We start from the raw sequence: 22,741 nt of genomic DNA on the forward strand, positions 1-22,741 counted from the left end.
GGCCATGAAGACACTGAAGGCCCTGCAGGTACTGCGGCCCATCGGGAAATTCCTGCTGCCACTGGTGGTTTCGCTGATCCTGCTGGTGGTGCTCTGGTACGGGTTCCTGGCGCTGTACCCGCAGGTCGGCCTGGTCGGCAAGAGTCCGGGTGATGTCTGGACCTATCTGGTGACAGGTCCGAACTCGGATACGGCCCGCCAGGCGCTCTTCGCCGAAATGCGAATCACCCTGCGCGACGCCACCGTCGGCTTCGGCCTCGGCATGGGCGGTGCGCTGCTGGTGGCCGCGCTCTTCGTCGGCGTACCCGCCATAGCGCAGGCCTTCATGCCGGTCGCCATGCTGCTGCGCTCGGTGCCGCTGGTGGCGCTGACCCCGATCATCGTGCTGGTATTCGGCCGCGGACTGCTCGGTGTCACCGTGCTGACGGCCGTCGTGGTGTTCTTCCCGGCCCTGGTCATGATCATGACCGGTTTGCGCGGCGCACCCCGCCAAGCCATGGAACTTGTTGCCGCATACGGTGGCTCACCCTGGACGGCCATGCGGATGGTGTCGGTTCCCGCCGCCCTGCCCTCGGTTTTCGCGGCCGCCCGAGTCTCGGTGCCGGGCGCCCTGATCGGCGCGCTGCTCGGCGAATGGCTCGGCAGCGGAACCGGATTGGGAGCGGGCCTGATCCGCGCCATCCCGACCTTCCAGTACAACCGCCTCTGGGCCTCGATCGCCTTGGTCACGGTCGTCTCGGTCTGCGCCTACGCGGTGGTCGGCGTCCTGGAGAATCTGGTCCTCGCCCGCTTCGCCCCCCAGCGCGGCCACGACTGAGCCCGGATCACGCAGCGGCACAGAGCAACCCGGCTGCGATCAGCTCCACACCGCAGTAGAACCACACCGGATAGAACCCGACGGAGCGGTCGAGCACGCGGGAAACAATGCGCCCGGCGGCCATGCCGCCCAGTGCGGCCGCCACCGCCAGGACCGCTCCCGTGCGAATACCACCCACATTCGCCGCTGCCACACCCAGCAGTGCGGCCACGGCAATGCCGAATCCGCCGTACACGGCCCGGATCTCCGACCGTGCCACCGCCGTCTCGATCCGAAAACCGAAGGGCCGCACCACGGCCGCCGGTGCGGCCAGGGCATAGACGCCCATCAGCAGAAAGAACACCGCGACGACGGCGATCAAAACGGCACTCACAGGCCCTCCCGGAGGCATTGCACTGGGCCGCGACCTGCGACCCTATGCGATGATCGCCGACGTGCAGGATATTCCGCTTCCGGAATCGTGCTGTCCCGCCACGGTGTGGCTGGGGCCGGGCTACGCGGTCTATCTGGGCCCGTCACTGCAGCTGGACGCGCACTCCGGAGCGGTGCACTGCCTGGCGGTGGGGGTTGATGCGCCGTTCACGCTGCGGACCGCCGACGGGGCGGAACGGGTGGTGCGCAGTGCGCTCATTCCGCCGCGCACCACACATCAGGTCATTGCCGGTGGGGAGCGGATGCTCTTCTTCTACATCGATCCGGTGGCCATGGATCCGCGGATCGATGCCGCGCTGAAAACTATTCGCAGCGATTTTGCCGCCACCCCCACGGCGGCCGAACTCGCCGCGGCGGCGAATCTCTCGGTCTCCCGATTCCTGCATTTGTTCTCGGCGGAGACCGGGACCAGCTTCCGCCGGTACCGGCTCTGGGCGCGGATGGCGCACGTCGCGCGGGCCGTGGGGGAGGGCGCGGATTTCACCACGGCGGCAATCGAAGCCGGATTCGCGTCGCCTAGTCATTTCAGCGATACGTTCCACGCCATGTTCGGATTGACTGCCAGTGCGTTGCTGCCGGGTACCCGGGTGGTAGTGGAAATGCGAAAGTAAAACGATGGAAACTGACACACCCTAGATTCGGTCTATGAGTCGTATGTCCCGGCCGGTTCCGGCCTCCCCGCTGTCCCTGGATCGGCGATCCTTCTTCCGCTTCGCCGGGCTCACCGCCGGCGTGGTCGCCGGCGGCGGAGTCCTCGCCGCCTGCGGCAAGGATTCGTCCGGGTCGAACAATGGCACCACCAGTGACGGTTCGAAATACGGGACGGTGGCCGTACAGCTGTCCTGGTTGAAGAACATCGAATTCGCGGGTGAATACTTCGCCGATTCGAAGGGCTACTTCAAGGACGCCGGGTTCGGATCGGTGAATCTGGTCGCGGGCGGCGCGGCCAGCACCTCGGTGGAAGCCGGTCTGACCACCGGCAAGATCTGGATCGGCATGTCCGCGCCGCAGACCACCGCGCCCGCGGTGCTGGAGGGCCTGAACGCCAAGATCGTGGGCGCCACCTATCAGAAGAACCCGTTCTGCATCGTGAGCTCGGCCGCGAAACCCATTCACTCGCCGCAGGATATGAAGGGCCGCAAGATCGGTGTGCAGGACACCAATCAGCTCATCTTCAACGCGCTGTTGACCGCGAACGGCATGTCGCCGAGTGACGTCACCATCGTGCCCGCGCAGTTCGATCCGTCACCGCTCGCCAACGGTGAGGTCGACGGCTGGGTCAGCTATGTCACCAATGAGCCGATCACCCTGGCCGCCAAGGGCTTCGCCAATGCCAATTTCCTCTTCGCGGACTTCGGGCTACCGCTCGTCGCCGAATCGCTGACCGTGAATCAGCGGACGATCGACAATGAGCGCGAGAAGCTGAAGGCCTGGCTGGCCGCCGATATCAAGGGCTGGCGGGACGCGGTCGCCAATTCCGCCGAGGCGGCGCGACTGGCCGTGGAGGTGTACGGCAAGGATCAGCGGCTCGAACTCGGCGAGCAGACCAAGGAGGTCACGGCGCAGAACGGTCTGGTCGTCTCGCCGGAGTCGCAGGCCAATGGGCTGTTCACCATGTCGGACGATCTCATCGCGAAAAACATTGCGGCGCTGGGCAAGGCCAAGATCAGCATTACCGCCGACAAGCTCTTCGATATGTCGATTCTCAAAGAGGTCTACGCGGAGCATCCCGAATTGAAGGCGCCGATCGCCTGAATCAGGACACCAGCGACGACGAATGCTGACTGATCGAGCCGCCCAGACTGGACAGCGGCTCGGCGGTCGTTTCATTGCGGACCGCCAGCAATTCCGCGGCAATGGACACGGCCGTCTCGGCGGGGGTGCGAGCACCCAGATCCAGCCCCGCCGGGGCGTGCAGGCGCGAGAGGGTTTCGTCGTCGAAGCCGCCGGCCTGCAGCGCCTCCATGCGATGGGCGTTCGCGGCGGTCGAACCCAGGGCGGCCAGGAAGCCCAGCTCGGGTAGTCGCAGCGCGATGGTGAGCAGCGGGATCTCGAATTTGGCGTCGTGCGAGAGCACCACCACCGCTGTGCTGGAGGTGATCTCACCCGCCGCCGCCAGGGTGTTCAGATAGCGGTGCGGCCAGTCGACGACCACTTCGCAGCCGGGATAGGCATCGGCATTGGCGAAGGTGGCGCGGGCATCGCAGACCGTCACCCGATAGCCGAGCAGTTTGGCCTGGATCGCGAGCGCACCGGCAATCGCATTGGCGCCCACGATGATCAGGCGCGGCGGGCGGGTGAAGGAGGAGACGAACACATCCGAATCCGGCAGCGATACCAGCTCGGTGCCGTGCTTGCGATCGGTGATCAGATGCTGCCCGATCACATCGGGATCGTTGTGCCACACCACCGTGAACACGGTGACCTGACGCTGCGCCACCATATCGGCGGCCACATCCGGGAATTCGGGAAAATGCCTGCGTGAGAACGGTTCCGTGAAGACATCGAGGGTGCCACCGCAATCCATACCGGCATCCAGGCCGCTGCCGGGCGCGAAGCGGTGCAGCCCGCGGCGGCCGGTGTGGGCGGCCTCCAGGGCCGCCTCGTAGGCCGCGGCCTCCGCGCATCCCGCCGAGACCGAACCGAAGGCCCGGCCCTCCGCATCCACGACCATTGCCGCACCGATCGGCAGGGGTGTCGGGCCGACCGTCCGCACCAGGGTGGCCAGGCCGCCCGTCCGCCCGCTGTGCCATACGCGAAGTAGGTCGTCGACGATATCCCGCATTTACTTGCTCCCGATCACCGTGTGCCGCACGGGTAGTCCCATTCGATCCCCGTCGCAAGGTCATCACACGTGACGCACACCATATCCGCTCTTCCGCGCAAATAAGTCCTGGCCCCAGAATTTCCCGTGGCATTCACACAAGCGCCCGCTCGGTGCTTCGAACCGAGCACAATCAAGGATGCGGTATCGCCACCGGTGGCAATCCCGAGCGCAGTAATCCTCATGTAAGTAATCCCCACGGGGGTTATCCCCGCCGCAACTTTGTGGCGCGGGCGGACATCTCCCGTTCGCGACCTGTTCTGCAGCGGTCCGAGAGCAATGCGAGGGGTTTGCGAGACCTGGTGGATTCCCGCGCGGGCCAGTGCTTTCGGCATACCGCGCCGGTCTCCGGCGCCGGTCGGCGGCACCCTCTGATCGCAGCATTCCGAGCTCATGCCCGCGAGGGTAGCGCCGCGCGCCGATATTCGCTGCTCGAGTGGCGAAGGCCGTAACCATGACCGATCCTGGAGAGCGATGACGGAGAACAGGATCGGCCTGGACGAATTCGCCGCACTGCCCGAGACGGCCGCGGCGGACATGTTGCTGACATGCTGCTCGTCGCCCGCCTGGGCGCAGGCGGTGGCGGCACGACGGCCCTACGCGACCATCGACGAGGTGCTGCGCGCCGCCGATACGGAGCTGGGGGAGATCAGCGAAGCCGAGATCGACCGGGCGCTCGCCGGACATCCCCGCATCGGGGAGCGGCCGGACAGCGCGAACTCGGCGCGCGAACAAGCCGACATGGCCACTGCCGACACCGCCGTGCGCACCGCCATCACCGCCGGAAACCGTGAGTACGAGGCAAAATTCGGGCATGTGTACCTGGTGTGCGCCACCGGGCGGACACCGGAGGAACTGCTGGAGGTGCTCACCGCTCGTCTCGGAAACGAACCCGCTACCGAAAGGCGCATCGTGCGAGAGGAATTGGCGAAGATCAACCGGATCCGGCTGCGACGCCTGCTGACTACGGGGGTGACGGTATGAGCTCGCTCAGTACCCATGTGCTCGACGCCGTGCGGGGCACACCCGCCGCCGGGGTCGAGGTGACGCTGTTCGCTTGGGGCGGTGACGAATTGGGGTCGGGGTTCACCGATGCCGACGGGCGCATCGCCGGACTGGGCGGCGAACTCGCGGCCGGTGACTACCGGCTGCTCTTCGCGACCGGAGCGTATTTCGAGGCGCAGGCCGTCGACGCCTTCTATCCCGAGGTGAGTATCGCCTTCTCGGTCATCGAGGAACGCCACTATCACGTCCCCCTGCTGCTCTCGCCCTTCGCCTTCTCGACCTACCGGGGCAGCTGACCGATCGATTGAATCGGCCCACGCCTGATCGATCGAATCGGCCCCACACCTATTGGTGCGGGGCCGATTTCGGTATGGCGGCCGACTCAGAAGAGGGCGATCGAGGCGGCGAGGCCGGCGAGGGCGATGGCCTGCAGGCCGACGCGGTAGGGGAGGATGCTGTCCCACTTGTCCTGCAGGGCACGGGCATTCGGCGGAATGATGCCGGACTGCGCGGCCGCGGTCTGGGCGGTGTTGATCGGCTTGGCGACGCGGACGTAGAAGCCCAGCCAGGTCAGCAGGGCGATGACGGCGATACCGGCGGCGACGGCCGCGCCGATCTGGCCGGCGACGGCGGCGACGATGGTGGTGAGTACCGCGGTGACGACGCCGCCCGCACCGAAGGCCGGCATGCGCTTGTCGCCGTAGAAGTGGCCCCAGCCGGCGGCGATGGTCACCTGTGCGTCGTCGAGGTGCTTGTTGACCGAGCGGGTGATGACCGATGCGCAGATATCGGTGCCGTAGACGGCGCCATTGGCGAGTACGGCGGCGATGGCGATGATCTGGCCGGTGGTGGTGAGCATCTGATGCCTCTTCCTCTGAAATCTAGCAGCGCTAGGAACTGAAGCAACCATAACAGTGGCACAGTTAGTTTGTCTAGCGTTGCTAGATTCAGTGTGGAAGAGGGTCCTGATCAGGAGAGGAGATTGCGCACGAACGGAACCGAGTCCGGCAGTGAGGCGTTCACGGTGCCGTCGTGCGTGGTCGGATAGGTGTGCAGGGTGACCGGCTGACCATTCGCCTGCAGCTTGGCCGCGAACGCCAGCGTCGCCGGCGTGATCACATCGGTGTCGAGCAGACCCTGGCCCATGAAAAGCGGCTTGTCATAACCCGATTCGGGCAGGCCCATGACCCGTGACAGCATGCCCTGCAGATCCGGGATCTGCGACAGCGGCCGCGAGAAGAGATTGCCGACCACCACATTGTTCGCGGTCAGCTCCTCGCCCAGCGACTCCAGGCAGGAGCCGTTGGCGCGATCGAGCCAGTAGCGGCCCGAATCATTGAGGTAGGACTCGATATTCAGCTCGGGGTAGGTGGCCCGCAGGCCGTTGAGGATGTACAGCACATAACCGGTGCTGTGCGCGGGCAGCTTGACCGGCGGCACGCCCGGCCCCAGCGGCAGCAGAATGTCCTCGATATAGGCCGGTACGCCGGTGCCGACTCCACCGCGGTAGTCCAGGCCGGGTCCGCCGAATTCGGTCGCGTAGCGCGCGGTGACGACCGCCGCACCGCCGCCCTGCGACTGGCCGACCACCACCCACTTCTTCGCCAGCGAGGAATAGTGGCTGGTCGCGGCCTTGACCGCATCCACCACATTGTGTGCCTCGACCGTGCCGTTGAGGTAGGGATGATCGCCCGGCGTGCCCAGTCCCGCGTAGTCGGCGGCGACGATGGCGTAGCCCTGGTTCAGCCAGGTGCCCAGATAGGCCCAATCGCGGTCCACCGCGGCCGGTCCGGCAATGGAGTACGCGCACTGATCGCCGAGCCCGACCGTGCCGTGCGCCCAGGCGATGACCGGCCAGCCGCCGGCGGGCGCTTCGCCGGGCGGGAAGTAGACGGCGGCGCTCGTGGTTGTCGGCTGGTCGTTCGCGGTGGTGCTGCCGTAGAGGATGCGTTCGGAATGCGCCGAGCCGGGCAGCACCGCGGCGGGTGCGAGCGGCTCGACGGAAGTCACCGCGCCGATCTCGCCGGCCGGGTCCGCGGTCGCGCCCGGCGCGCCTGCCAGCACCGCGATCGAAGTGGCGGCCAGGGCCGTCGTGGACATCCATCGTTTCCGCATCGGTGTCTCCTTTGGTTCGCTGACGTCGCACCTAGCCTGGACGCTTGCCCAGATTAGGGCCTTATCGGTACCCCGGGTGGTCGCCCCCACACCTATCAAGATCACAATCGAATGTGAAGGTGCTCACAGCTCGCCGGACATCGGCGCGTCGCGTGCCGGTGGCCCTCGTCACCCAAACAGTACGGGCGTTATGCAAAACTGCACGTCAGGGCTACTCGCAAGTAGATTCCACGGCTGCTATTAGCAAGCAAATTTCGCAGGCTTAGCAAAAGCCTCGTGAAAGCTAGCGTGGATTCACACTTGCAACAGGTAGACGGACATTTTTTGTTGTGCCATCGTGTGGAAGTACACCCCGCGGGCATAGCAAGCCTGCAAATTGCTGCTCCAGCAGTGTTCGAACATCGCGAGAGTACGACCACTGGGGCCAACCGACCGAACAGGAAGTGGAGTCAGAGATGTCGACCACCGGCACCCCGAAGACCACCGCGGAAATCCAGCAGGATTGGGACACCAACCCGCGCTGGAAGGGCCTCACCCGCACCTACACCGCCGAGCAGGTTTCGAAGCTGCAGGGCACCGTCGTCGAAGAGGCCACCCTGGCCCGTCGCGGCTCGGAGATCCTGTGGGACCTCGTCAACAACGAGGACTACATCAACTCTCTCGGCGCCCTCACCGGCAACCAGGCGGTCCAGCAGGTCCGTGCCGGTCTGAAGGCCATCTACCTGTCCGGCTGGCAGGTCGCCGGTGATGCCAACCTCTCCGGCCACACCTACCCGGACCAGTCGCTGTACCCGGCCAACTCGGTTCCGACCGTGGTCCGTCGTATCAACAACGCGCTCAAGCGCGCCGACGAGATCTCCAAGGTCGAGGGTGACACCTCCGTCGCCAACTGGCTCGCCCCGATCGTCGCCGACGCCGAGGCCGGCTTCGGTGGCGCGCTGAACGCCTACGAGCTGCAGAAGGCCATGATCGTGGCCGGCGCCGCCGGTGTGCACTGGGAAGACCAGCTCGCCTCGGAGAAGAAGTGCGGCCACCTCGGTGGCAAGGTGCTGATCCCCACCCAGCAGCACATCCGCACCCTGACCTCCGCGCGTCTGGCCGCCGACGTCGCCGACGTGCCGTCGGTGATCATCGCCCGCACCGACGCCGAGGCCGCCACCCTCATCACCTCCGATGTGGACGAGCGCGACCGCGAGTTCCTCGATGGCACCCGTACCGCCGAGGGCTTCTTCGGTGTGAAGAACGGCATCGAGCCCTGCATCGCGCGTGCCAAGGCCTACGCCCCCTACGCCGACCTCATCTGGATGGAAACCGGCGTGCCGGACCTCGAGGTCGCCCGTAAGTTCGCCGAGTCCGTCCGCAGCGAGTTCCCGGACCAGCTGCTGGCCTACAACTGCTCGCCTTCGTTCAACTGGAAGGCGCACCTGGACGACGCGACCATCGCGAAGTTCCAGCGTGAGCTCGGCGCCATGGGCTTCAAGTTCCAGTTCATCACCCTGGCCGGCTTCCACTCGCTCAACTACGGCATGTTCGACCTGGCGTACGGCTACGCCCGTGAGGGCATGACCGCCTTCGTCGACCTGCAGGAGCGCGAGTTCAAGGCCGCTTCCGAGCGTGGCTTCACCGCCATCAAGCACCAGCGTGAGGTCGGCGCCGGCTACTTCGACACCATCGCCACCACCGTTGACCCGAACACCTCGACGGCCGCCCTCAAGGGCAGCACCGAAGAGGGCCAGTTCCACTGAGAACTGCCCCGCCTCTCCGCAACTTCGGCGCACGGCTGAAAGCCGTTGACCGCTGAGGACGCGTAGGAGCGGTTGGGTACGGACACAATTTTGGACGTACCCCAGGAGTTACCCGGATCTCACGAGATCAGTTGTTACGTTCCGTAACAACGGTTTTCGAGGGCTTCCACTCAGGGCGGTAGTCGCATCACAACCTCCGCCGCCCTGGGTCCACGGAACCCGCCGAGGGGGACGCAAGTTTCCCTCGGCGGTGTTCACCCACCCTTCCCGTCGACAGCCCCGGCGGGGAGGGTTTTTTCCTATAGCTTTGATTTTGAGACGTACCTGAGGGCGCTCGGCAACACCCGAGCCGGACACCTTCATCCACAGCCCCCAAGAGACAGCAGGAGCGGGACGTGAGCAGCAGCGAAAAGATTCAGCGCGTTGGCATTATTGGCGCCGGACAAATGGGCGCGGGTATCGCAGAGGTCTGCGCCCGGGCACACGTCGATGTGCTTGTGTTCGAACAGACCCGGGAACTGGCCGCCGCAGGCCGGGCCCGCATCCTGCGGTCGCTGGACCGCGCGGTGTCCAGCGGCAAGATCTCCGAGCGGGAGCGCGAGCAGACCGCCTGGCGGCTGCGCTTCACCTCGGACCTCGCCGATTTCGCCGACCGTCAGCTGGTCGTCGAGGCCGTGCTGGAGAACGAAGATGTGAAGACCGCCATCTTCTCCGAGCTGGACAAGGTCGTCACCGACCCGAACGCGGTGCTGGCCTCCAACACCTCCTCCATCCCGATCATGAAGATCGCCGTGGCCACCAACAACCCCGAGCGGGTTGTCGGCATGCACTTCTTCAACCCGGTGCCGGTGCTGCCGCTGGTCGAGCTGGTCACCACGCTCAAGACCACCGAGGCGGTCTCCCAGCGCGCCGAGCAGTTCGCCTCCGAGGTGCTCGGCAAGCAGGTCGTGCGCTCCGCCGACCGCTCCGGCTTCGTGGTCAACGCGCTGCTGGTGCCGTACTTGCTCTCGGCCATCCGCATGGTCGAATCCGGCTTCGCCACCAAGGAAGACGTCGACAAGGCCATGGTGCTGGGCTGCGCCCACCCGATGGGCCCGCTGGCGCTCACCGACCTGGTCGGCCTCGACACCGTGAAGTCCATCGCCGACTCCATGTACTCGGAGTTCAAGGAGCCGCTGTACTCCGCGCCGCCGCTGCTCATGCGCATGGTCGAAGCGGGTCTGCTGGGCAAGAAGGCGGGCACCGGCTTCTACCAGTACAACCGGTAGAGACTGGCACTCGGGTACAGGTCTGCGGACTCCGTGCGGGCCTAAGCTGCAATGAGAAGGGCCGGTGTCACCGGCCGGCCCGGGCCGGCGGGTCCGCCTGGTTTCGAACGGGACAACGGATCTCGTGAGGGCCGGGTAACTCGTCGGGTACGTCCAGAATTGGTGTCGCACCTAACCGCAGGCACGCGTGCAGAAGCGGCAACGGCTCTCAGCCGGGCGCTGAAGTTGCGGGGAGGCGGGACAGACTTAAGGAGGAGTGGCGCGCTCATGGCCAACGTCACCGATGGTTTCGGATCCAGCATCCTGGGCTATCCCCGCATCGGACTGCACCGCGAACTCAAGCGTGCTCTCGAGTCCTATTGGCACGGCACGCTCGAGCGCGAGGAGCTGCTCGCGGTCGGGCGGGAGATCCAGGAGAGCCAGTACCTCGAGCTGGCGGCCACCGGGCTGACCCAGGTGCCCGGCAATACCTTCTCCTTCTACGACCACGTCCTCGACAACGCCCTACTGTTCGGCGCGGTGCCGAAGCGGTTCGAGCCGTATCGAGAAGGCTTGCACCCCTTGGATTTCTACTTCCTGATGGCGCGCGGGCGGCCCGATCTGCCGCCGCTGGAGCTGGTGCGCTTCTTCAATACGCCGTACCACTACCGGCAGCCCGAACTCGACTCCGATACCGAATTCTCTTTGCACCCCGAGGCTTTGCTCGACGAGTTCGATCGGGCCAAGGCGGCGGGCATCGAACTGCGGCCGGTCATTCTGGGCCCGCTGTCGCTGCTGCTGCTGTCGAAGACCGGACATGTGCCGGGCGAGACCGAATTCGACAAGCTGGTGCTGCTGGACAAGCTGCTACCGGTCTACGAGGAGCTACTCGAGGCGCTCGCCAAGCGCGGCGCCACCTGTGTGCAGCTGGACGAGCCCTGCTTCACCAGCGACCGCTCGCCCTCCACCATCGAGGTGTTCGAGCAGGCGTACCAACGACTTTCGACCGCGCCGCTGCGCCCGCGACTGCTGGTCACCGGGCAGTACGGCGATTTCGGCGAGGCGCTGGAAGCCTTGGCGCGCACCAAGGTCGAGGCCATCGGGCTCGACCTGGCCAACCACCGCATCACCCCCGACGAGCTGGCCAAGATCCCCGGCATCGGCCGAAAGCGCCTGTACGCGGGCGTCATCAGCGGCACCAATGTGTGGCGCGCCGATCGGGTGGTGGCGCTGGAATACCTGAACGCGCTGTCCAAGGTCTGCCCGGACCTGGTCGTCTCCACCGGTGCGACCCTGCTGCACGTGCCCTACGACCTGCTTGTCGAATACGAGCTCGAGGAGAATGTCGCCGACCGCCTGGCCTTCGCGAAACAGAAGGTCCTGGAGGTGGTTTCGCTGGCCAAGGCGCTCACCGAGGGTCCCTCGGAGAAGTGGCGCAAGCGGCCGACGTCGGTGCACTTCAAGCAGAAGCACGCGGTGCGACAGCGGGTGTACAACGTCACCCAGCAGATGCGCGAGCGCGAACCGTACGAGGTGCGGCGCGTCGCACAGCAGGCCAAGCTGAATCTGCCGCTGGTGCCCGCCACCACGCTCGGCTCGTTCCCGCAGACCACCGCGATCCGCCAGGCCCGCTACGACCTGGGCCAGGGCAAGCTGTCCTACGAGGACTACCGCAAGCGCATCGAAGCCGAGATCGAGGCCACCATCCGGCTGCAGGAGGACATCGGCCTCGATGTGTTCGTGCACGGTGAGCACGAGCGCAACGATATGATCCAGTACTTCGCCGAGCAGCTGGACGGCTTCGCCACCACGCACTTCGGCTGGGTGCAGGTGTACGGATCCCGTTGTGTCCGACCGCCTGTCCTCTACGGCGATGTGTCGCGCCCGGCCGCCATGTCGGTCGAATGGGCCACCTATGCGCAGTCGCTCACCGATAAGCCGGTCAAGGGCATGGTCACCGGGCCGGTCACCATGCTGGCGCGCTCCTTCGTGCGCCAGGACCAGCCGCTGTTCGACACCGCAGACCAAGTGGCGCTTGCCATTCGGGACGAGGTTGTGGATCTGGAGAAGGCGGGCATCGCCATCATCCAGGTGGACGAGCCGTCCATTCGCGAACTGCTGCCGCTGCGGGCCAAGGGCCGCGCCGAATACCTGCGCTGGGCCGTCGGCGCCTTCCGCCTGGCCACCTCCGGTGTGCAGGCGGCGACCCAGATCCATACGCACATCGGGTATTCCAGCCGCGGTGATGTCGTGCAGGCCATCGAGGAACTGGATGCGGACGTGACGGCCATCGTCGCCACCCGCTCCATCGAATGGGTGCTCAAATCGCTGCAGGAGGACAATGCCGAAGGCCGCGGGCTCACCCACGGCGTCGGCCCGGGTGTGTACGAGAGCCGCTCGGCGCGCATCCCGGATATCGACGAACTCGACGAGGCCCTGACGGCCGCCGCCGCGGCTGTCACACCGGAACGCCTGTGGGCCAACCCGGATGGCGGTCTGAAGACCCGCCACCACTGGCAGTTGGACCCGTCGCTGCGCAATATGGTCGCGGCCGCCCGCCGCGTCCGCCGCCGCGCGGAAGCCACTCGCGCGCAGTCGGAGGGCTGACCGGCACGAAGCACCTGAACATCACGGCGGCACGGGCGAAAACCCGTGCCGCCGTTGTGGTTGGCGGGGTGGATCCTGGCCACAAGCGTGCCGGGATGACGGGGTGGGTATGCCGGGTGCGTTTCACGCTGCGCCGGTATTCACGATCCGGTCACGAAACAGCGCCTAGCCTGTGGCGCAGGAAGTTTCGAGACAGGAGGCGGATATGGATCCGACGGGGAAGGGCGATCAGCCGGATACACCGGAGGACGGCAAGGAGTTCAACGACACCTATCAGAACAAGGGTGATCAGGTGTCGCCGCCGGAACCGTGGAAGTCCGGGCCCCCGCAGTAGCGGTGCAGCACACAGTCGTCGCTCGGCGTTTCCGCCGCGTCCGCCGGTTAGCCTGTGGGCGAGGTTGATTCGATGACAGGAGTGACGACTGTGGGTCTGTTCGACAATTTGAAGGATGTCGCGGGCAAGGCCGCCGATCTGGCGAGTGAGCATGCGGACAAGCTGGATCCGCTGGTGGACAAGGTCGGTGATCTGGTCGACGAGCGCACCGAGGGCAAGTTCGCCGGTCAGGTCGACAAGGTGCAGGAAGCCGCGAAGAAGGCGCTGCACGAACAGGGCAAATAAGGCGCTGCGCGAACAGGGTACGTAGGGTCAGCTCTGCGCGACGTCGTAGCGGCGGATATACGCGCCGATGAAGGCCTGCGCGGTGGCGGTGACCGGAATGGCGAGGAGTGCGCCCGTCGCCCCGAAGAGCGCCGCCCCCGCGAGCACCGCGCCGAAGGCCACCGCCGGATGCATATCCAGGGTGGTGGCGGTGATGCGCGGTTGCAGCACATAGTTCTCGAACTGCTGATAGACGACGATGAAACCGAGAATCCACAGTGCGGTGCTCGAACTCTGACTCAGCGCGACCAGCACCGGCAGCGCACCGGCGAGATAGGTGCCGACGGTCGGAATGAACTGCGAGACAACGCCCACCCACAGCGCCAGCGCGAACGCCGACGGAATACCCAGTATCCGCATGGCCGCGTAGTGCGCGACGGCCGAGCAGAGTGCCAGCAGCGCACGGGAATACAGATAGCCGCCGGTCTTCTCGACGGCGATATCCCAGGCGCGCAGCACATGTCGCTGCCGCTTGGGCGGCAGCACCGAGCAGACCGCATTGCGGAAACGCGGCCCGTCGGCGGCGAAGTAGTAGGTGAACAGCAGTACCCCGAGCCCCTGGAACAGCACGCCGAGCGCGGTGGTGCCGATGCCCCACACATCACCGGCCAGGCCGACCACCCACTTCTCCAGTGAGGAACTCAGTTCCGAGGCCCGCTCGGTGATATCGGCGCCGGACAGATCGGTGTGGAACGTCGAATTGATCCAGGCCACAGCGTCTTCGGTATTGTGCGGCGCGTTCCGGATGAGCGAGGTGACCTGGTCGACGATCAAACCGCCCATGGTCCAGAGGAATCCGACGATCACCACCAGCACGATGACGAAGACCGCACCGGTGGCGAGCCCGCGCTTCCAGCCGCGCGCGGCCAGCCAGTTCACCGCCGGTTCGATGGCGAAGGCCAGGAACAGCGAGATCACCAGCACGGTGAGCAGGCCCTGCAATTTGGCCAGCGACCAGAAGGTGATGACGATGCCGGCGACCGTCACCGCCGCCATCAGATAGGCGCGTGGCAGCCATGCCGGAATGATCGACTGGACGGTTATTCTGCGCGGTACATCGACTGTTTCGTCTGCTTCCTCGGGCACTCCGCAAACGTAGCCGCGGCGTCGCCCGCTCCGTGGGAGCGGACGACGCCGCGTGTTGCTGAATCAGCCGGAGCGAGAGCTACATGGTCGCGGTGTCGATGACGAAGCGGTAGCGCACATCGCTGGCGACCACCCGGTCGTATGCCTCGTCGATGCGATCCGCGGAGATGACCTCGATCTCCGCGCCGATGCCGTGCTCGGCGCAGAAGTTCAGCATCTCCTGCGTCTGCGCGATGCCGCCGATCATGGATCCGGCCAGCGAGCGCCGATAGCCGGCGATGGTGAAAGGCTTTACCTGAAGCGGCTTTTCGGGCAGGCCGAGGATCACCAGCGTGCCGTCGAGGGCCAGCAGTCGCAGATAGTCGTCGATCGGCAGATCCGCCGACACCGTATTGAGGATGAGGTCGAACTTGCCGCGCAGCTCGCGGAAGGTCTGCTTATCGCTGGTCGCGTAGTAGTGGTGCGCGCCGAAACGCTTACCGTCCTCCTGCTTGCTCAGCGAATGGCTCAGCACGGTGACCTCCGCGCCCATCGCGGCGGCGATCTTCACGCCGACATGTCCGAGCCCGCCCATGCCGATGATGGCCACCTTCTTGCCGGGTCCGGCATTCCAGTGCCGCAGCGGCGAGAACAGCGTCACGCCCGCGCACAGCAGCGGTGCGGCCACATCCAGGCCGATGCCCTCCGGAATGCCGACCACGAAGCCCTCGGTCACCACGACCTGCGTGGAGTAACCGCCCATGGTGTAGCCATTGGACTGCAGCTCCGGCGCCACGGCGGTGTTGTAGGTCATGGTCGCGCCGGGGATGCAGTACTGCTCCTCACCGGCCAGACAGGGTTCGCATTTGCCACAGGAATCGACCATGCAGCCGACGCCGACGCGGTCGCCCACGGCGTGCTTGGTGACGGCCGAGCCGACCGCGGCGACCAGGCCCGCGATCTCGTGGCCGGGCACACAGGGGTAGCGGGCGCCACCCCATTCGTCGCGGGCGGTGTGTATGTCGGAGTGGCAGATGCCGGCGTACTTCACATCGATCAGCACATCGTTGGGTCCGAGGTCGCGGCGTTCGATGGCGAGCTTCTCGAAATGGCCGTCGGGTGCGGACACGGCGTATGCGGCAGCAGTGCTCATGAATACATGCCTACCTGCGCACCCATCCATTTTCCAAGGATTCGTTCGAAATCTCACCCTCGGCGTGGCGGGCCGATCACCGGGCATCCGGTCGGCATGCTGGGCCGATGGCGATTCTGCTGGCCTTGGTGTCGATGTGCTCCACCTTCATCGGCGGGCTGGTGGCCGACCGCATCGGCGAGCGCAAGCGGCTGGTGCTCGGCCTGGCCGCCGGTGTGATGCTCGGCGTGGTGGCCTTCGATCTGCTGCCCGAGGCGCTGGAGGCGGACCCCCGCAGTGCGCTGGGCGTGCCCGTGCCGCTGCTGGCCGCGGTCGTCGGCTTCTTCACCGTGCACATTCTGGAGCGGACGGTGGCGCTGCACACCGGGCACGAGGACGAATTCGGTGCGCACCACCACGATTTCGCCTCGGTCGGGCTGGTGGCCGCGTCCGGGCTGGTATTCCACAGCTTCCTGGACGGATTCAGTATCGGCATCAGCTTCCAGGTCGGCGCGGCCGCCGGTGCGGCCGTCGCCATCGCGGTGATCAGTCACGATTTCGCCGACGGGTTCAATACCTTCACCCTCACCACGCTGTACGGGAATGCGCGCCGGCGCGGTCTGGCCATGCTGTCGGCCGATGCCATCGCACCCGTCATCGGCGCGATCGTCGGCACGTTCGTGCAGGTGCCGACCACTTTCGTGGGCATGTACCTGGGCTATTTCGCCGGATTCCTGCTGTATCTCGCGACCGCGGACATCCTGCCGGAGGCGCATGCCGGAAAGCCGTCGACGGCCCCGTTGTTCTTCACCCTGCTCGGGCTGGGATTCATGCTGCTGGTCGCCGCGGCGAGCCACTGACGGCCGGATTCGAGCCAATGCTCAGCGAACTGGGCGGTACATATGTGTTACCTCGAAGACCCGCGGAGGGCTCTGTCGCCTGGTACACCAGAGGGTACAGATGCTCGGAAGCCGATCAGCGCACAGCAGTCGGAGGGGATCGATGCACGACGACACGCGTCGCATGACCGGAGGCGACCCCTCTCATACCGGCGGCGGGCGACTGCTCGTTCTGCTCTTCGTCGCGGTCCTGGCCGTCACGGCATTCCTCGGATATCACGGCGACCTGGCGCGCCTGTCGTTCCACCATGACCCACCCACCGCGACCCTGCTCGGACCACCGCTGCCGCCCCTGGACACCAAGCTCGTCTCCACTGTCGTCGAACCCGCACTGGTGAACATCACCGCGGGCATCCAGCCGTTCGGGCTGGGCGCGGCGGGCACGGGCATCGTGCTCACCGCGGACGGGGAGGTGCTCACCAGTCATCACGTGATCAAAGGCGCTGACACCGTGAAGGTTACGGATGTCGGCACCGGTGCGGTCTATCCCGCGACCGTGCTCGGCTACGACTCCGGCGCCGATATCGCGCTCATCGAACTCACCGGGGCACATGGACTTCCGATCGCGCGGGTCGGTGATTCCGCCGCCCTGCGGCTCGGTGACCAACTGCTGGCCATCGGCAATGCGGGCGGCACCGGTTCGCCCACCGCGGTCGGGGGACCGGTCACCAATCTGGACAGCACCATCGTGGCGCGGAACGAAGTCGATATGTCGCGGAAAGCGTTGCACGGCTTGATCGAAGTCGCCGCGGCCGTCGCCGCCGGGCAATCCGGTGGGGCACTGGCGGATCGCTACGGCGCGGTGGTCGGCGTGGTCGCCGCGGCGTCCGGGGATCTGCAGAAGGCGCTGGGCCACGGCCCCGAGGGGTATGCGGTGCCCATCGATTCCGCGATGACGGTGGTGCGCCAAATCCGTTCCGGCACACCGACGGACACCGTGCACATCGGCCCGACCGCGACCCTCGGCATTCTCACCTCGGATGCCCAGCCCGCGGGCGCGCGCATCGATGTGGCCGTGTACGGGCAGCCCGCCTTCGCGGCGGGGCTCAGCGAGGGGGAGGTGATCACCGGCGTGGACGGCCGCGCGATCAGCACCACCCAAATGCTGAAAGCCGCACTCAACCTCCATAAACCGGAGGATGTGGTGCGGCTCGACCTGAACGAGCCCGGCGGCGGGCAGCGCACGGTGAGCGTCACGCTCATCGCCGGCCCGCCGAACTAGGCCCGCAGGTTCACTTCAGAGGTGATCGCGCCAGTAATCCTGGAACTGGATGTACACGATCAGAATGACCACCGCGTAGTAGATGGCGACCACGGTCCACCGCCACTCCACCACGATCTGCAGCACGCCCCGCGAATTACCCCACAGCTGCCCGGTCACCACGGCCAGCAGCAGCGGCGTCACCGCCCACACCACCATGCACCACGGGCACAGCGCGTGAATCAGGAAGACCGCCTGGTAGATCAGCCAGCCGATGAAGCCCATGCCCGCGGCCAGGCCGACCCACAGGCCGCCCCAGACCCAGCGCGGCAGACCGACATTCGCGATGGCCAGCACGCCGAGCGTCACCACCACCGAATACCCGACGACGCCGATGATCGGATTCGGGAAGCCGAAGGCCGCCGCCTGATCCGAATCCATCACCGTCGTACAGGAAATGGTCTGATCGATGCTGCACAGCGGTTTGAAGCCGGGTTCGGTGTAGAGCTTGAACTTGTCGACGAGCAGCGTCACCGACGCCGCCCAGCCGATCAGTCCGCCGAGTAGTAGCGGCCACGCGGATTTGGGTGCAGCCGCGATGATCACTTCGCCGCGGCCTCGATGACCGACTGCATGCCGTTCGGGCTCATCAGCGTCTGGCCGTCTGTGACGGCCTTGCCGTTGACGTACACCGACGGCGTGGACTTGAGGCCGGTGGCGAACACGCCCTTGGTCTCATCGCCCACCCAGGCGACATACTTCTGCGACGTAATGTCCTGTGCCACAGACGGTTCGGTGTAACCGGCGGCAGTCGCGATGGCGATGATCTGGTCATCGGTCATACCGTTGCCGTTTTCCTTGGGCTGCTGGCTGTACATGGACGCCAGCCAGTCCTGGAACTTCGACGGATCGGCGGCCGCCACCGCATAGGCCGCATTCGCCGCACGCGTCGAATACTGGTTGCCGTTGGAGGCGCGGTCCAGGAACGAGATGATGTTGTACTCGACGACCGCCGAGCCGTTCTTCACCGCGGCCTCGAGCGCACTGGAGTTGTTCTGCTCGAACATCTGGCAGGCCGGGCACTGCAGGTCGGCGACCACCTGCACCTTCACCTTGGCATCCGGATTGCCGATGCGAATGGCGCCGGTGGAGGTGATATTCGCCGGCACCGCACCCGCGCCCTGATCGTGGGTGACGACCGGGGCGAACGAGGCCGCCGTGCTCTTGTCATCGCTCTTGCGCATGGCCAGCCCGATGCCGATCGCCGCGACCAGACCCACCAGCACTACGGCGACGCCGGCCTGGATAGCGATCTTGCGATTGCGATCGGCTCGCTGAGCCTTCGCCAGAGGATTCTTGCGATCACCCGGTTTGCTGCTCACGTGTGCGCACCACGCCTTCCATTGTCACGACTCATACGGGCCCATCCTGGCCCGAGAACCTGAGAGATTCCTGGTGAAACCGTCGCGGAGCCCGGTGAATCGTGCATGGACTTCTCGTGAGCGGTGGACCTCACGCCTGAGCGAGGAGCTGCTTTTGTTCTTCCACATCGAAAGTCGCCGGCGGCCAGTCCAGCTTCAATCCTTGCAGAGCGTCGATCAGCAGTTCCGTGACGGCCAGCCGGGCGTACCACTTGTGGTCGCAGGGCAGCACGTGCCAGGGGGCGTGCTCGGTATTGGTGCGGTCCAGAACTGCCTGGTAGGCGTCCTGATAGTCGGGCCAGTAGGCGCGCTCGTGCAGATCGTTGGTGCTGAACTTCCAGTACTTGTCCGGGCGGTCCAGCCGCTGCCCGAGCCGCTTCTTCTGCTCGTCGAGGGAGACGAACATGGCCACCTTCACAATGGTGGTGCCGTCGTCGACCAGCTTGCGCTCGAACTTGTTGATCTCGTCGTAGCGCTTCTCCCAGACCTCCGGCGGCACCAGATCGTGCACCCGCACCACCAGCACGTCCTCGTAGTGCGAGCGGTCGAAGACGCCGATCTGGCCGCCGCGCGGCAGCTGCTTGCGAATGCGCCACAGGTAGTGGTGCTTCTTCTCCTCCGCCGTGGGCACGCCGAACGACGCGTGATCCACACCCTGTGGATCGACCGAGCCGATCACATGCCGGACGATGCCGCCCTTGCCGGCGGTGTCCATGCCCTGCAGCACCAGCAGCACGCTGCGATTGTCGCCGTGCCTGCCGTTCGCATAGAGCTTCTCCTGCAGATCCGACAGCACAGCGGCCCGCTCGGCGAGCAATTTCTCGCCGTCGCGCTTGTCGCCCTTGAATCCGGGAGTTCCGGAGGTGTTCAGTTCGCTGACCTGTACACCATCGGCCCGCAGGACCTTGGTGACGGGTTTCGACCAGGTTGTCGCCTTCGCCATCCCCCATGCGTAACACGCTGCGGCGGTTCCTGTGGGCAAGCACGCCGAAATCGGGCCGTCGAACCCCGGTCGGGGCTGCGGTCACACCCGGGCCAATCGCACGAGATGCTCGGCCAGTTCGGCATCGGTGACCGGAGTCAGCGTCAGGTCCGTCGCGGTGGTGAGCAGATAGCGGCCGTCGCCGGTGAAGTCCATCCAGGTGCGGTGCCGGGTGGGCGGGGAGAGCGGATTCGCCGGTTCCACCGTGACGGTGATGAAGCCGCGGCCGTCCACCGGTTCGCGGAGTTTGCGGCGGAAATTATCGCCCTGGGTGACTGAATCATCCGGGTGCAGTACCGCGTTCTGCGGCTCCTGCATGGTCTCGTGACTGCCGGGCGGGGCCGATCCGATGATTTCCACCAGTTCCTGCCCGAGTTGTTCGGCAGGGCACAGCAATACGCTCACCGCATCGGGGCGGGCGACCAGAATGCCGGCGCGCTGCTGCGCCACGGCGGCGAAGGCGAGAATGCGGCGGGGCTCGGGTGTGCTGCTCTCCCCGTACAGCGAGACCGTGGTGGTATCGGTGCGGGCGCACAGCATGAGCGCGGCGGTCAGCTCCGGATCGGTGCGGCGCAGGAAGCGGTGCCCCAATCGGGGTGCGGCGCCGGGGTTTTCCTGCGCCCGGGGGAGTGTGTCCAGGGGATAGGGGCGGCGATCCAGCTGCGTTTCGCGGGACCAGACCATGGCGAATTCGTCCGGGGTCAGCATCCATTTCACTACGGTCGTCCCCCCTTTCTGCGGTACGACCCTCCGTCCCGATCGCGACCCTACCGGAGGGTTTCTGCGGGCGCGTCCCGTCGTGCAAGGGGGCTTACTGTGACGAACCGCACGGTAGGGTTCGGGGCCGAGATGTGCGATCATGCCGAAGCTGGTCGCGTGACCAGAGCTGTGTGTGCCGTTGCGCCGCAAGCGAATAGCCGGAGGTAGAGATGAAAACCGGTGCCCGGCTGCTGGCCGCGGCCGCCCTAGCGACCGTGCTCGCCACCGGATCCGCGGGCGCCGCGCCGATTCCTGCGCTGCCCGGACCAGGGGCGGACTTCCTCGGCGCGGCCGCGACCGCGCAGCCCGTCACCGGCGTACCCGCCGTGCCGGGGCAGCCCTGGCTGGCCGCCAACGGCGACTCCGGAATCCACGGCGACGGCTGGATGAGCGATACCTACACCCGGCCCGGACCGCTCGGCCACGACACCCGGGTGGATTCGCTGCTGCTCGGCAGCGAGTGCGGATCCATCGCCTTCGACCATGCCGGGCGCATCATCTCCAACTGCCCGGGGCTGAATCCCGGCCTCTACCTGATCGATCCGGCCGGACTGAAGGTGCTCGGCCACTATCCGCTGCCCGGTCGCGGGGCCGGTGAATTCCTGAAGCCCGGCGCCTTCTCGAACTTCGGCGGCGGCGCCTACTTCTATCTCGACAATCAAGATCGCGCGGTGGTCGGCTCCAGCAGCGGGCACGTCCAGGTGTTCGCCGAAACTCCGAATGCCGACGGCTTCACCCTCGAACACGACTACGACCTGAGCGCCTCGCTGCGCCCCGGCGAAACCCTCAACTCGGTGCTGCCGGACTCGCACGGGCTGCTCTGGTTCGTCACCAAAACCGACGGCGCCGTCGGCACGCTGGACCCGGAAACCGGTGCGGTGCAGGTGATCCGGCTCGGCAACGGCGAAGACGGTGAAATCGAGAACTCCTTCGCGGTCGGCGCCGACGGTGAGGTGTACATCGCCACCAATCGCGAAATGCTGCGCTTCGACGCCGGGCCCGGCGGCAGCCCCGACATCACCTGGCGGGTCACCTACGCCAACAGCGGTCAGCACAAGCCCGGCCAGGTCGACGACGGCACCGGCACCACGCCCACGGTGCTGCCCGGCGGCTACGTCGCGATCACCGACAATGCCGATCCGATGAATGTGGTCGTCTACCGCACCGCCGCGAATGCCGCGCAGCGCGAGGTGTGCAGCGTGCCGGTCTTCGCGAAAGGCGCGGGGGATACCGAGAATTCGCTCATCGGCGCGGGCAATTCCCTGATCGTCGAGAACAACTACGGCTACGCGAGCCCGCAGGCCACCCTGGCCGGCGGCACCACCACCCCCGGCTTCGCCCGTGTCGATATCGATGCCGACGGCAATGGCTGCCACCTGGTCTGGACCAACAATACGATCGCCGCCCCCAGCGTCGTCGCCAAACTGTCCCTGGCCAACGGCCTCATCTACACCTACACCAAGGGCTCCGACCTCACCGACCCCTGGTACTGGACCACTCTCGACTTCCGCACCGGAAACCTGGTGTGGCAGCGCCGATCCGGCTCCGGGCCGCTCTACAACAACAACTACGCGGGCATCGCCCTCGGCCCCGACGGCACCGCCTACCTCGGCGTCCTCGGCGGCCTGATCTCGCTGCGCGACGGGCAGTAGCGGCCACTCGGCAAAGGCCGGGAGCACGCTCCGCCCATCGCGGCATGTTCTCCACACCGTCATCCCGGCATGTTTCTGGCCCGGATCCACACCGTCGTCAGTGATCGCCCTCATCGAGCGCATCCCGCTGGGCCGCTTGCCCATTGCCGCTCGTTCGGCCGGAATCCTGTGTGGATCCCG

General features: G+C 66.2%; 23 protein-coding genes. 13 read left to right on the forward strand and 10 right to left on the reverse strand.

All coding sequences use genetic code 11. The features are described 5' to 3' along the window. Positions 1–4 precede the first annotated feature (4 nt). Positions 5–817 carry an ABC transporter permease subunit gene (locus ABZX86_RS32675; protein ID WP_355129093.1) on the forward strand — a complete coding sequence of 271 codons (813 nt, stop codon included), beginning with the start codon at positions 5–7 and terminating at the stop codon, positions 815–817. Between the two features lie 7 nt (positions 818–824). Here ABZX86_RS32675 and ABZX86_RS32680 read toward each other — a convergent pair whose 3' ends face one another. After that, positions 825–1,190: a DUF4345 family protein gene (locus ABZX86_RS32680; RefSeq protein ID WP_355129095.1), complete on the reverse strand. Its 366-nt coding sequence runs from the start codon at positions 1,188–1,190 to the stop codon at positions 825–827. A gap of 61 nt (positions 1,191–1,251) precedes the next feature. On the opposite strand from ABZX86_RS32680, the gene ABZX86_RS32685 reads away from it, so the two are divergent. Continuing rightward, the gene (locus ABZX86_RS32685; protein WP_355129097.1) at positions 1,252–1,860 is read left to right on the forward strand and encodes a helix-turn-helix domain-containing protein; all 609 of its coding nucleotides are present in this window, start codon (positions 1,252–1,254) and stop codon (positions 1,858–1,860) included. Between the two features lie 43 nt (positions 1,861–1,903). Beyond that, a complete protein-coding gene (locus ABZX86_RS32690) occupies positions 1,904–3,004 on the forward strand; it encodes an ABC transporter substrate-binding protein (protein ID WP_355129364.1) in 1,101 nt (366 codons plus the stop codon). A 1-nt stretch (position 3,005) separates the two neighbouring features. Here ABZX86_RS32690 and ABZX86_RS32695 read toward each other — a convergent pair whose 3' ends face one another. Further along, a complete protein-coding gene (locus ABZX86_RS32695; RefSeq protein WP_355129099.1) occupies positions 3,006–4,034 on the reverse strand; it encodes an XdhC family protein in 1,029 nt (342 codons plus the stop codon). A gap of 513 nt (positions 4,035–4,547) precedes the next feature. Here ABZX86_RS32695 and uraD point away from each other — a divergent pair. Both uraD and uraH read left to right on the forward strand, forming a co-directional pair. Further along, entirely contained in the window at positions 4,548–5,057 is a 510-nt protein-coding gene (gene uraD / locus ABZX86_RS32700; protein ID WP_355129101.1) for a 2-oxo-4-hydroxy-4-carboxy-5-ureidoimidazoline decarboxylase, read from the forward strand. After that, positions 5,054–5,374 (forward strand): hydroxyisourate hydrolase, encoded by a 321-nt coding sequence (gene uraH, locus ABZX86_RS32705; protein WP_355129103.1) that lies wholly within the window; start codon positions 5,054–5,056, stop codon positions 5,372–5,374. The genes uraD and uraH overlap by 4 nt, the downstream gene beginning before the upstream one ends. 86 nt (positions 5,375–5,460) lie before the next feature. On the opposite strand, the gene ABZX86_RS32710 is transcribed toward uraH, so the two are convergent. Then, positions 5,461–5,937: a DUF1772 domain-containing protein gene (locus tag ABZX86_RS32710; RefSeq protein ID WP_355129105.1), complete on the reverse strand. Its 477-nt coding sequence runs from the start codon at positions 5,935–5,937 to the stop codon at positions 5,461–5,463. A gap of 110 nt (positions 5,938–6,047) precedes the next feature. After that, positions 6,048–7,193: a lipase family protein gene (locus ABZX86_RS32715; RefSeq protein ID WP_355129107.1), complete on the reverse strand. Its 1,146-nt coding sequence runs from the start codon at positions 7,191–7,193 to the stop codon at positions 6,048–6,050. A gap of 455 nt (positions 7,194–7,648) precedes the next feature. Here ABZX86_RS32715 and aceA point away from each other — a divergent pair, with 455 nt between their 5' ends. The 5 genes from aceA to ABZX86_RS32740 all read left to right on the forward strand — a co-directional run bounded on the left by aceA (position 7,649) and on the right by ABZX86_RS32740 (position 13,411). Then, positions 7,649–8,938 carry an isocitrate lyase gene (gene aceA / locus ABZX86_RS32720; RefSeq protein ID WP_327142503.1) on the forward strand — a complete coding sequence of 430 codons (1,290 nt, stop codon included), beginning with the start codon at positions 7,649–7,651 and terminating at the stop codon, positions 8,936–8,938. A gap of 395 nt (positions 8,939–9,333) precedes the next feature. Then, complete coding sequence (locus ABZX86_RS32725) at positions 9,334–10,206, forward strand: 3-hydroxybutyryl-CoA dehydrogenase (protein WP_327142502.1); 873 nt, start codon at positions 9,334–9,336, stop codon at positions 10,204–10,206. A gap of 267 nt (positions 10,207–10,473) precedes the next feature. Then, entirely contained in the window at positions 10,474–12,792 is a 2,319-nt protein-coding gene (metE, locus tag ABZX86_RS32730; RefSeq protein WP_355129109.1) for a 5-methyltetrahydropteroyltriglutamate--homocysteine S-methyltransferase, read from the forward strand. 205 nt (positions 12,793–12,997) lie between these two features. Next, positions 12,998–13,126, forward strand: a complete 129-nt coding sequence (locus ABZX86_RS32735; RefSeq protein WP_327142500.1) for a hypothetical protein — start codon at positions 12,998–13,000, stop codon at positions 13,124–13,126. Between the two features lie 72 nt (positions 13,127–13,198). Further along, on the forward strand, positions 13,199–13,411 hold the full coding sequence (locus tag ABZX86_RS32740; protein ID WP_355129111.1) for an antitoxin: 213 nt from the start codon (positions 13,199–13,201) through the stop codon (positions 13,409–13,411). A 27-nt stretch (positions 13,412–13,438) separates the two neighbouring features. Here the strand turns inward: ABZX86_RS32740 and ABZX86_RS32745 are convergent, their stop codons facing one another. Both ABZX86_RS32745 and ABZX86_RS32750 read right to left on the reverse strand, forming a co-directional pair. Then, positions 13,439–14,536 carry an AI-2E family transporter gene (locus ABZX86_RS32745; RefSeq protein WP_355129113.1) on the reverse strand — a complete coding sequence of 366 codons (1,098 nt, stop codon included), beginning with the start codon at positions 14,534–14,536 and terminating at the stop codon, positions 13,439–13,441. Positions 14,537–14,615: 79 nt separating this feature from the next. Continuing rightward, the gene (locus tag ABZX86_RS32750) at positions 14,616–15,668 is read right to left on the reverse strand and encodes an NAD(P)-dependent alcohol dehydrogenase (RefSeq protein WP_355129115.1); all 1,053 of its coding nucleotides are present in this window, start codon (positions 15,666–15,668) and stop codon (positions 14,616–14,618) included. A gap of 107 nt (positions 15,669–15,775) precedes the next feature. Here ABZX86_RS32750 and ABZX86_RS32755 point away from each other — a divergent pair, with 107 nt between their 5' ends. Continuing rightward, entirely contained in the window at positions 15,776–16,507 is a 732-nt protein-coding gene (locus ABZX86_RS32755) for a ZIP family metal transporter (RefSeq protein ID WP_355129117.1), read from the forward strand. A 142-nt stretch (positions 16,508–16,649) separates the two neighbouring features. Next, positions 16,650–17,768: a trypsin-like peptidase domain-containing protein gene (locus ABZX86_RS32760; RefSeq protein WP_355129119.1), complete on the forward strand. Its 1,119-nt coding sequence runs from the start codon at positions 16,650–16,652 to the stop codon at positions 17,766–17,768. Between the two features lie 15 nt (positions 17,769–17,783). On the opposite strand, the gene ABZX86_RS32765 is transcribed toward ABZX86_RS32760, so the two are convergent. The 4 genes from ABZX86_RS32765 to ABZX86_RS32780 form a co-directional block, all read right to left on the reverse strand. After that, on the reverse strand, positions 17,784–18,353 hold the full coding sequence (locus tag ABZX86_RS32765; protein WP_355129121.1) for a vitamin K epoxide reductase family protein: 570 nt from the start codon (positions 18,351–18,353) through the stop codon (positions 17,784–17,786). Then, a complete protein-coding gene (locus ABZX86_RS32770; protein WP_327142494.1) occupies positions 18,350–19,129 on the reverse strand; it encodes a thioredoxin domain-containing protein in 780 nt (259 codons plus the stop codon). Before ABZX86_RS32770 ends, ABZX86_RS32765 begins: the two co-directional genes overlap by 4 nt. 130 nt (positions 19,130–19,259) lie before the next feature. Beyond that, positions 19,260–20,111 (reverse strand): polyphosphate kinase 2 family protein, encoded by an 852-nt coding sequence (locus ABZX86_RS32775; RefSeq protein ID WP_327142493.1) that lies wholly within the window; start codon positions 20,109–20,111, stop codon positions 19,260–19,262. An 81-nt stretch (positions 20,112–20,192) separates the two neighbouring features. Then, positions 20,193–20,858, reverse strand: coding sequence for an ESX secretion-associated protein EspG (locus tag ABZX86_RS32780; protein WP_355129366.1), 666 nt, complete (start codon positions 20,856–20,858; stop codon positions 20,193–20,195). Positions 20,859–21,079: 221 nt separating this feature from the next. Here ABZX86_RS32780 and ABZX86_RS32785 point away from each other — a divergent pair, with 221 nt between their 5' ends. Further along, positions 21,080–22,561: a hypothetical protein gene (locus tag ABZX86_RS32785; protein ID WP_355129124.1), complete on the forward strand. Its 1,482-nt coding sequence runs from the start codon at positions 21,080–21,082 to the stop codon at positions 22,559–22,561. The last annotated feature ends 180 nt before the right edge of the window (positions 22,562–22,741 follow it).

Source organism: Nocardia sp. NPDC006630, from assembly GCF_040611495.1.
Taxonomy (GTDB): domain Bacteria; phylum Actinomycetota; class Actinomycetes; order Mycobacteriales; family Mycobacteriaceae; genus Nocardia.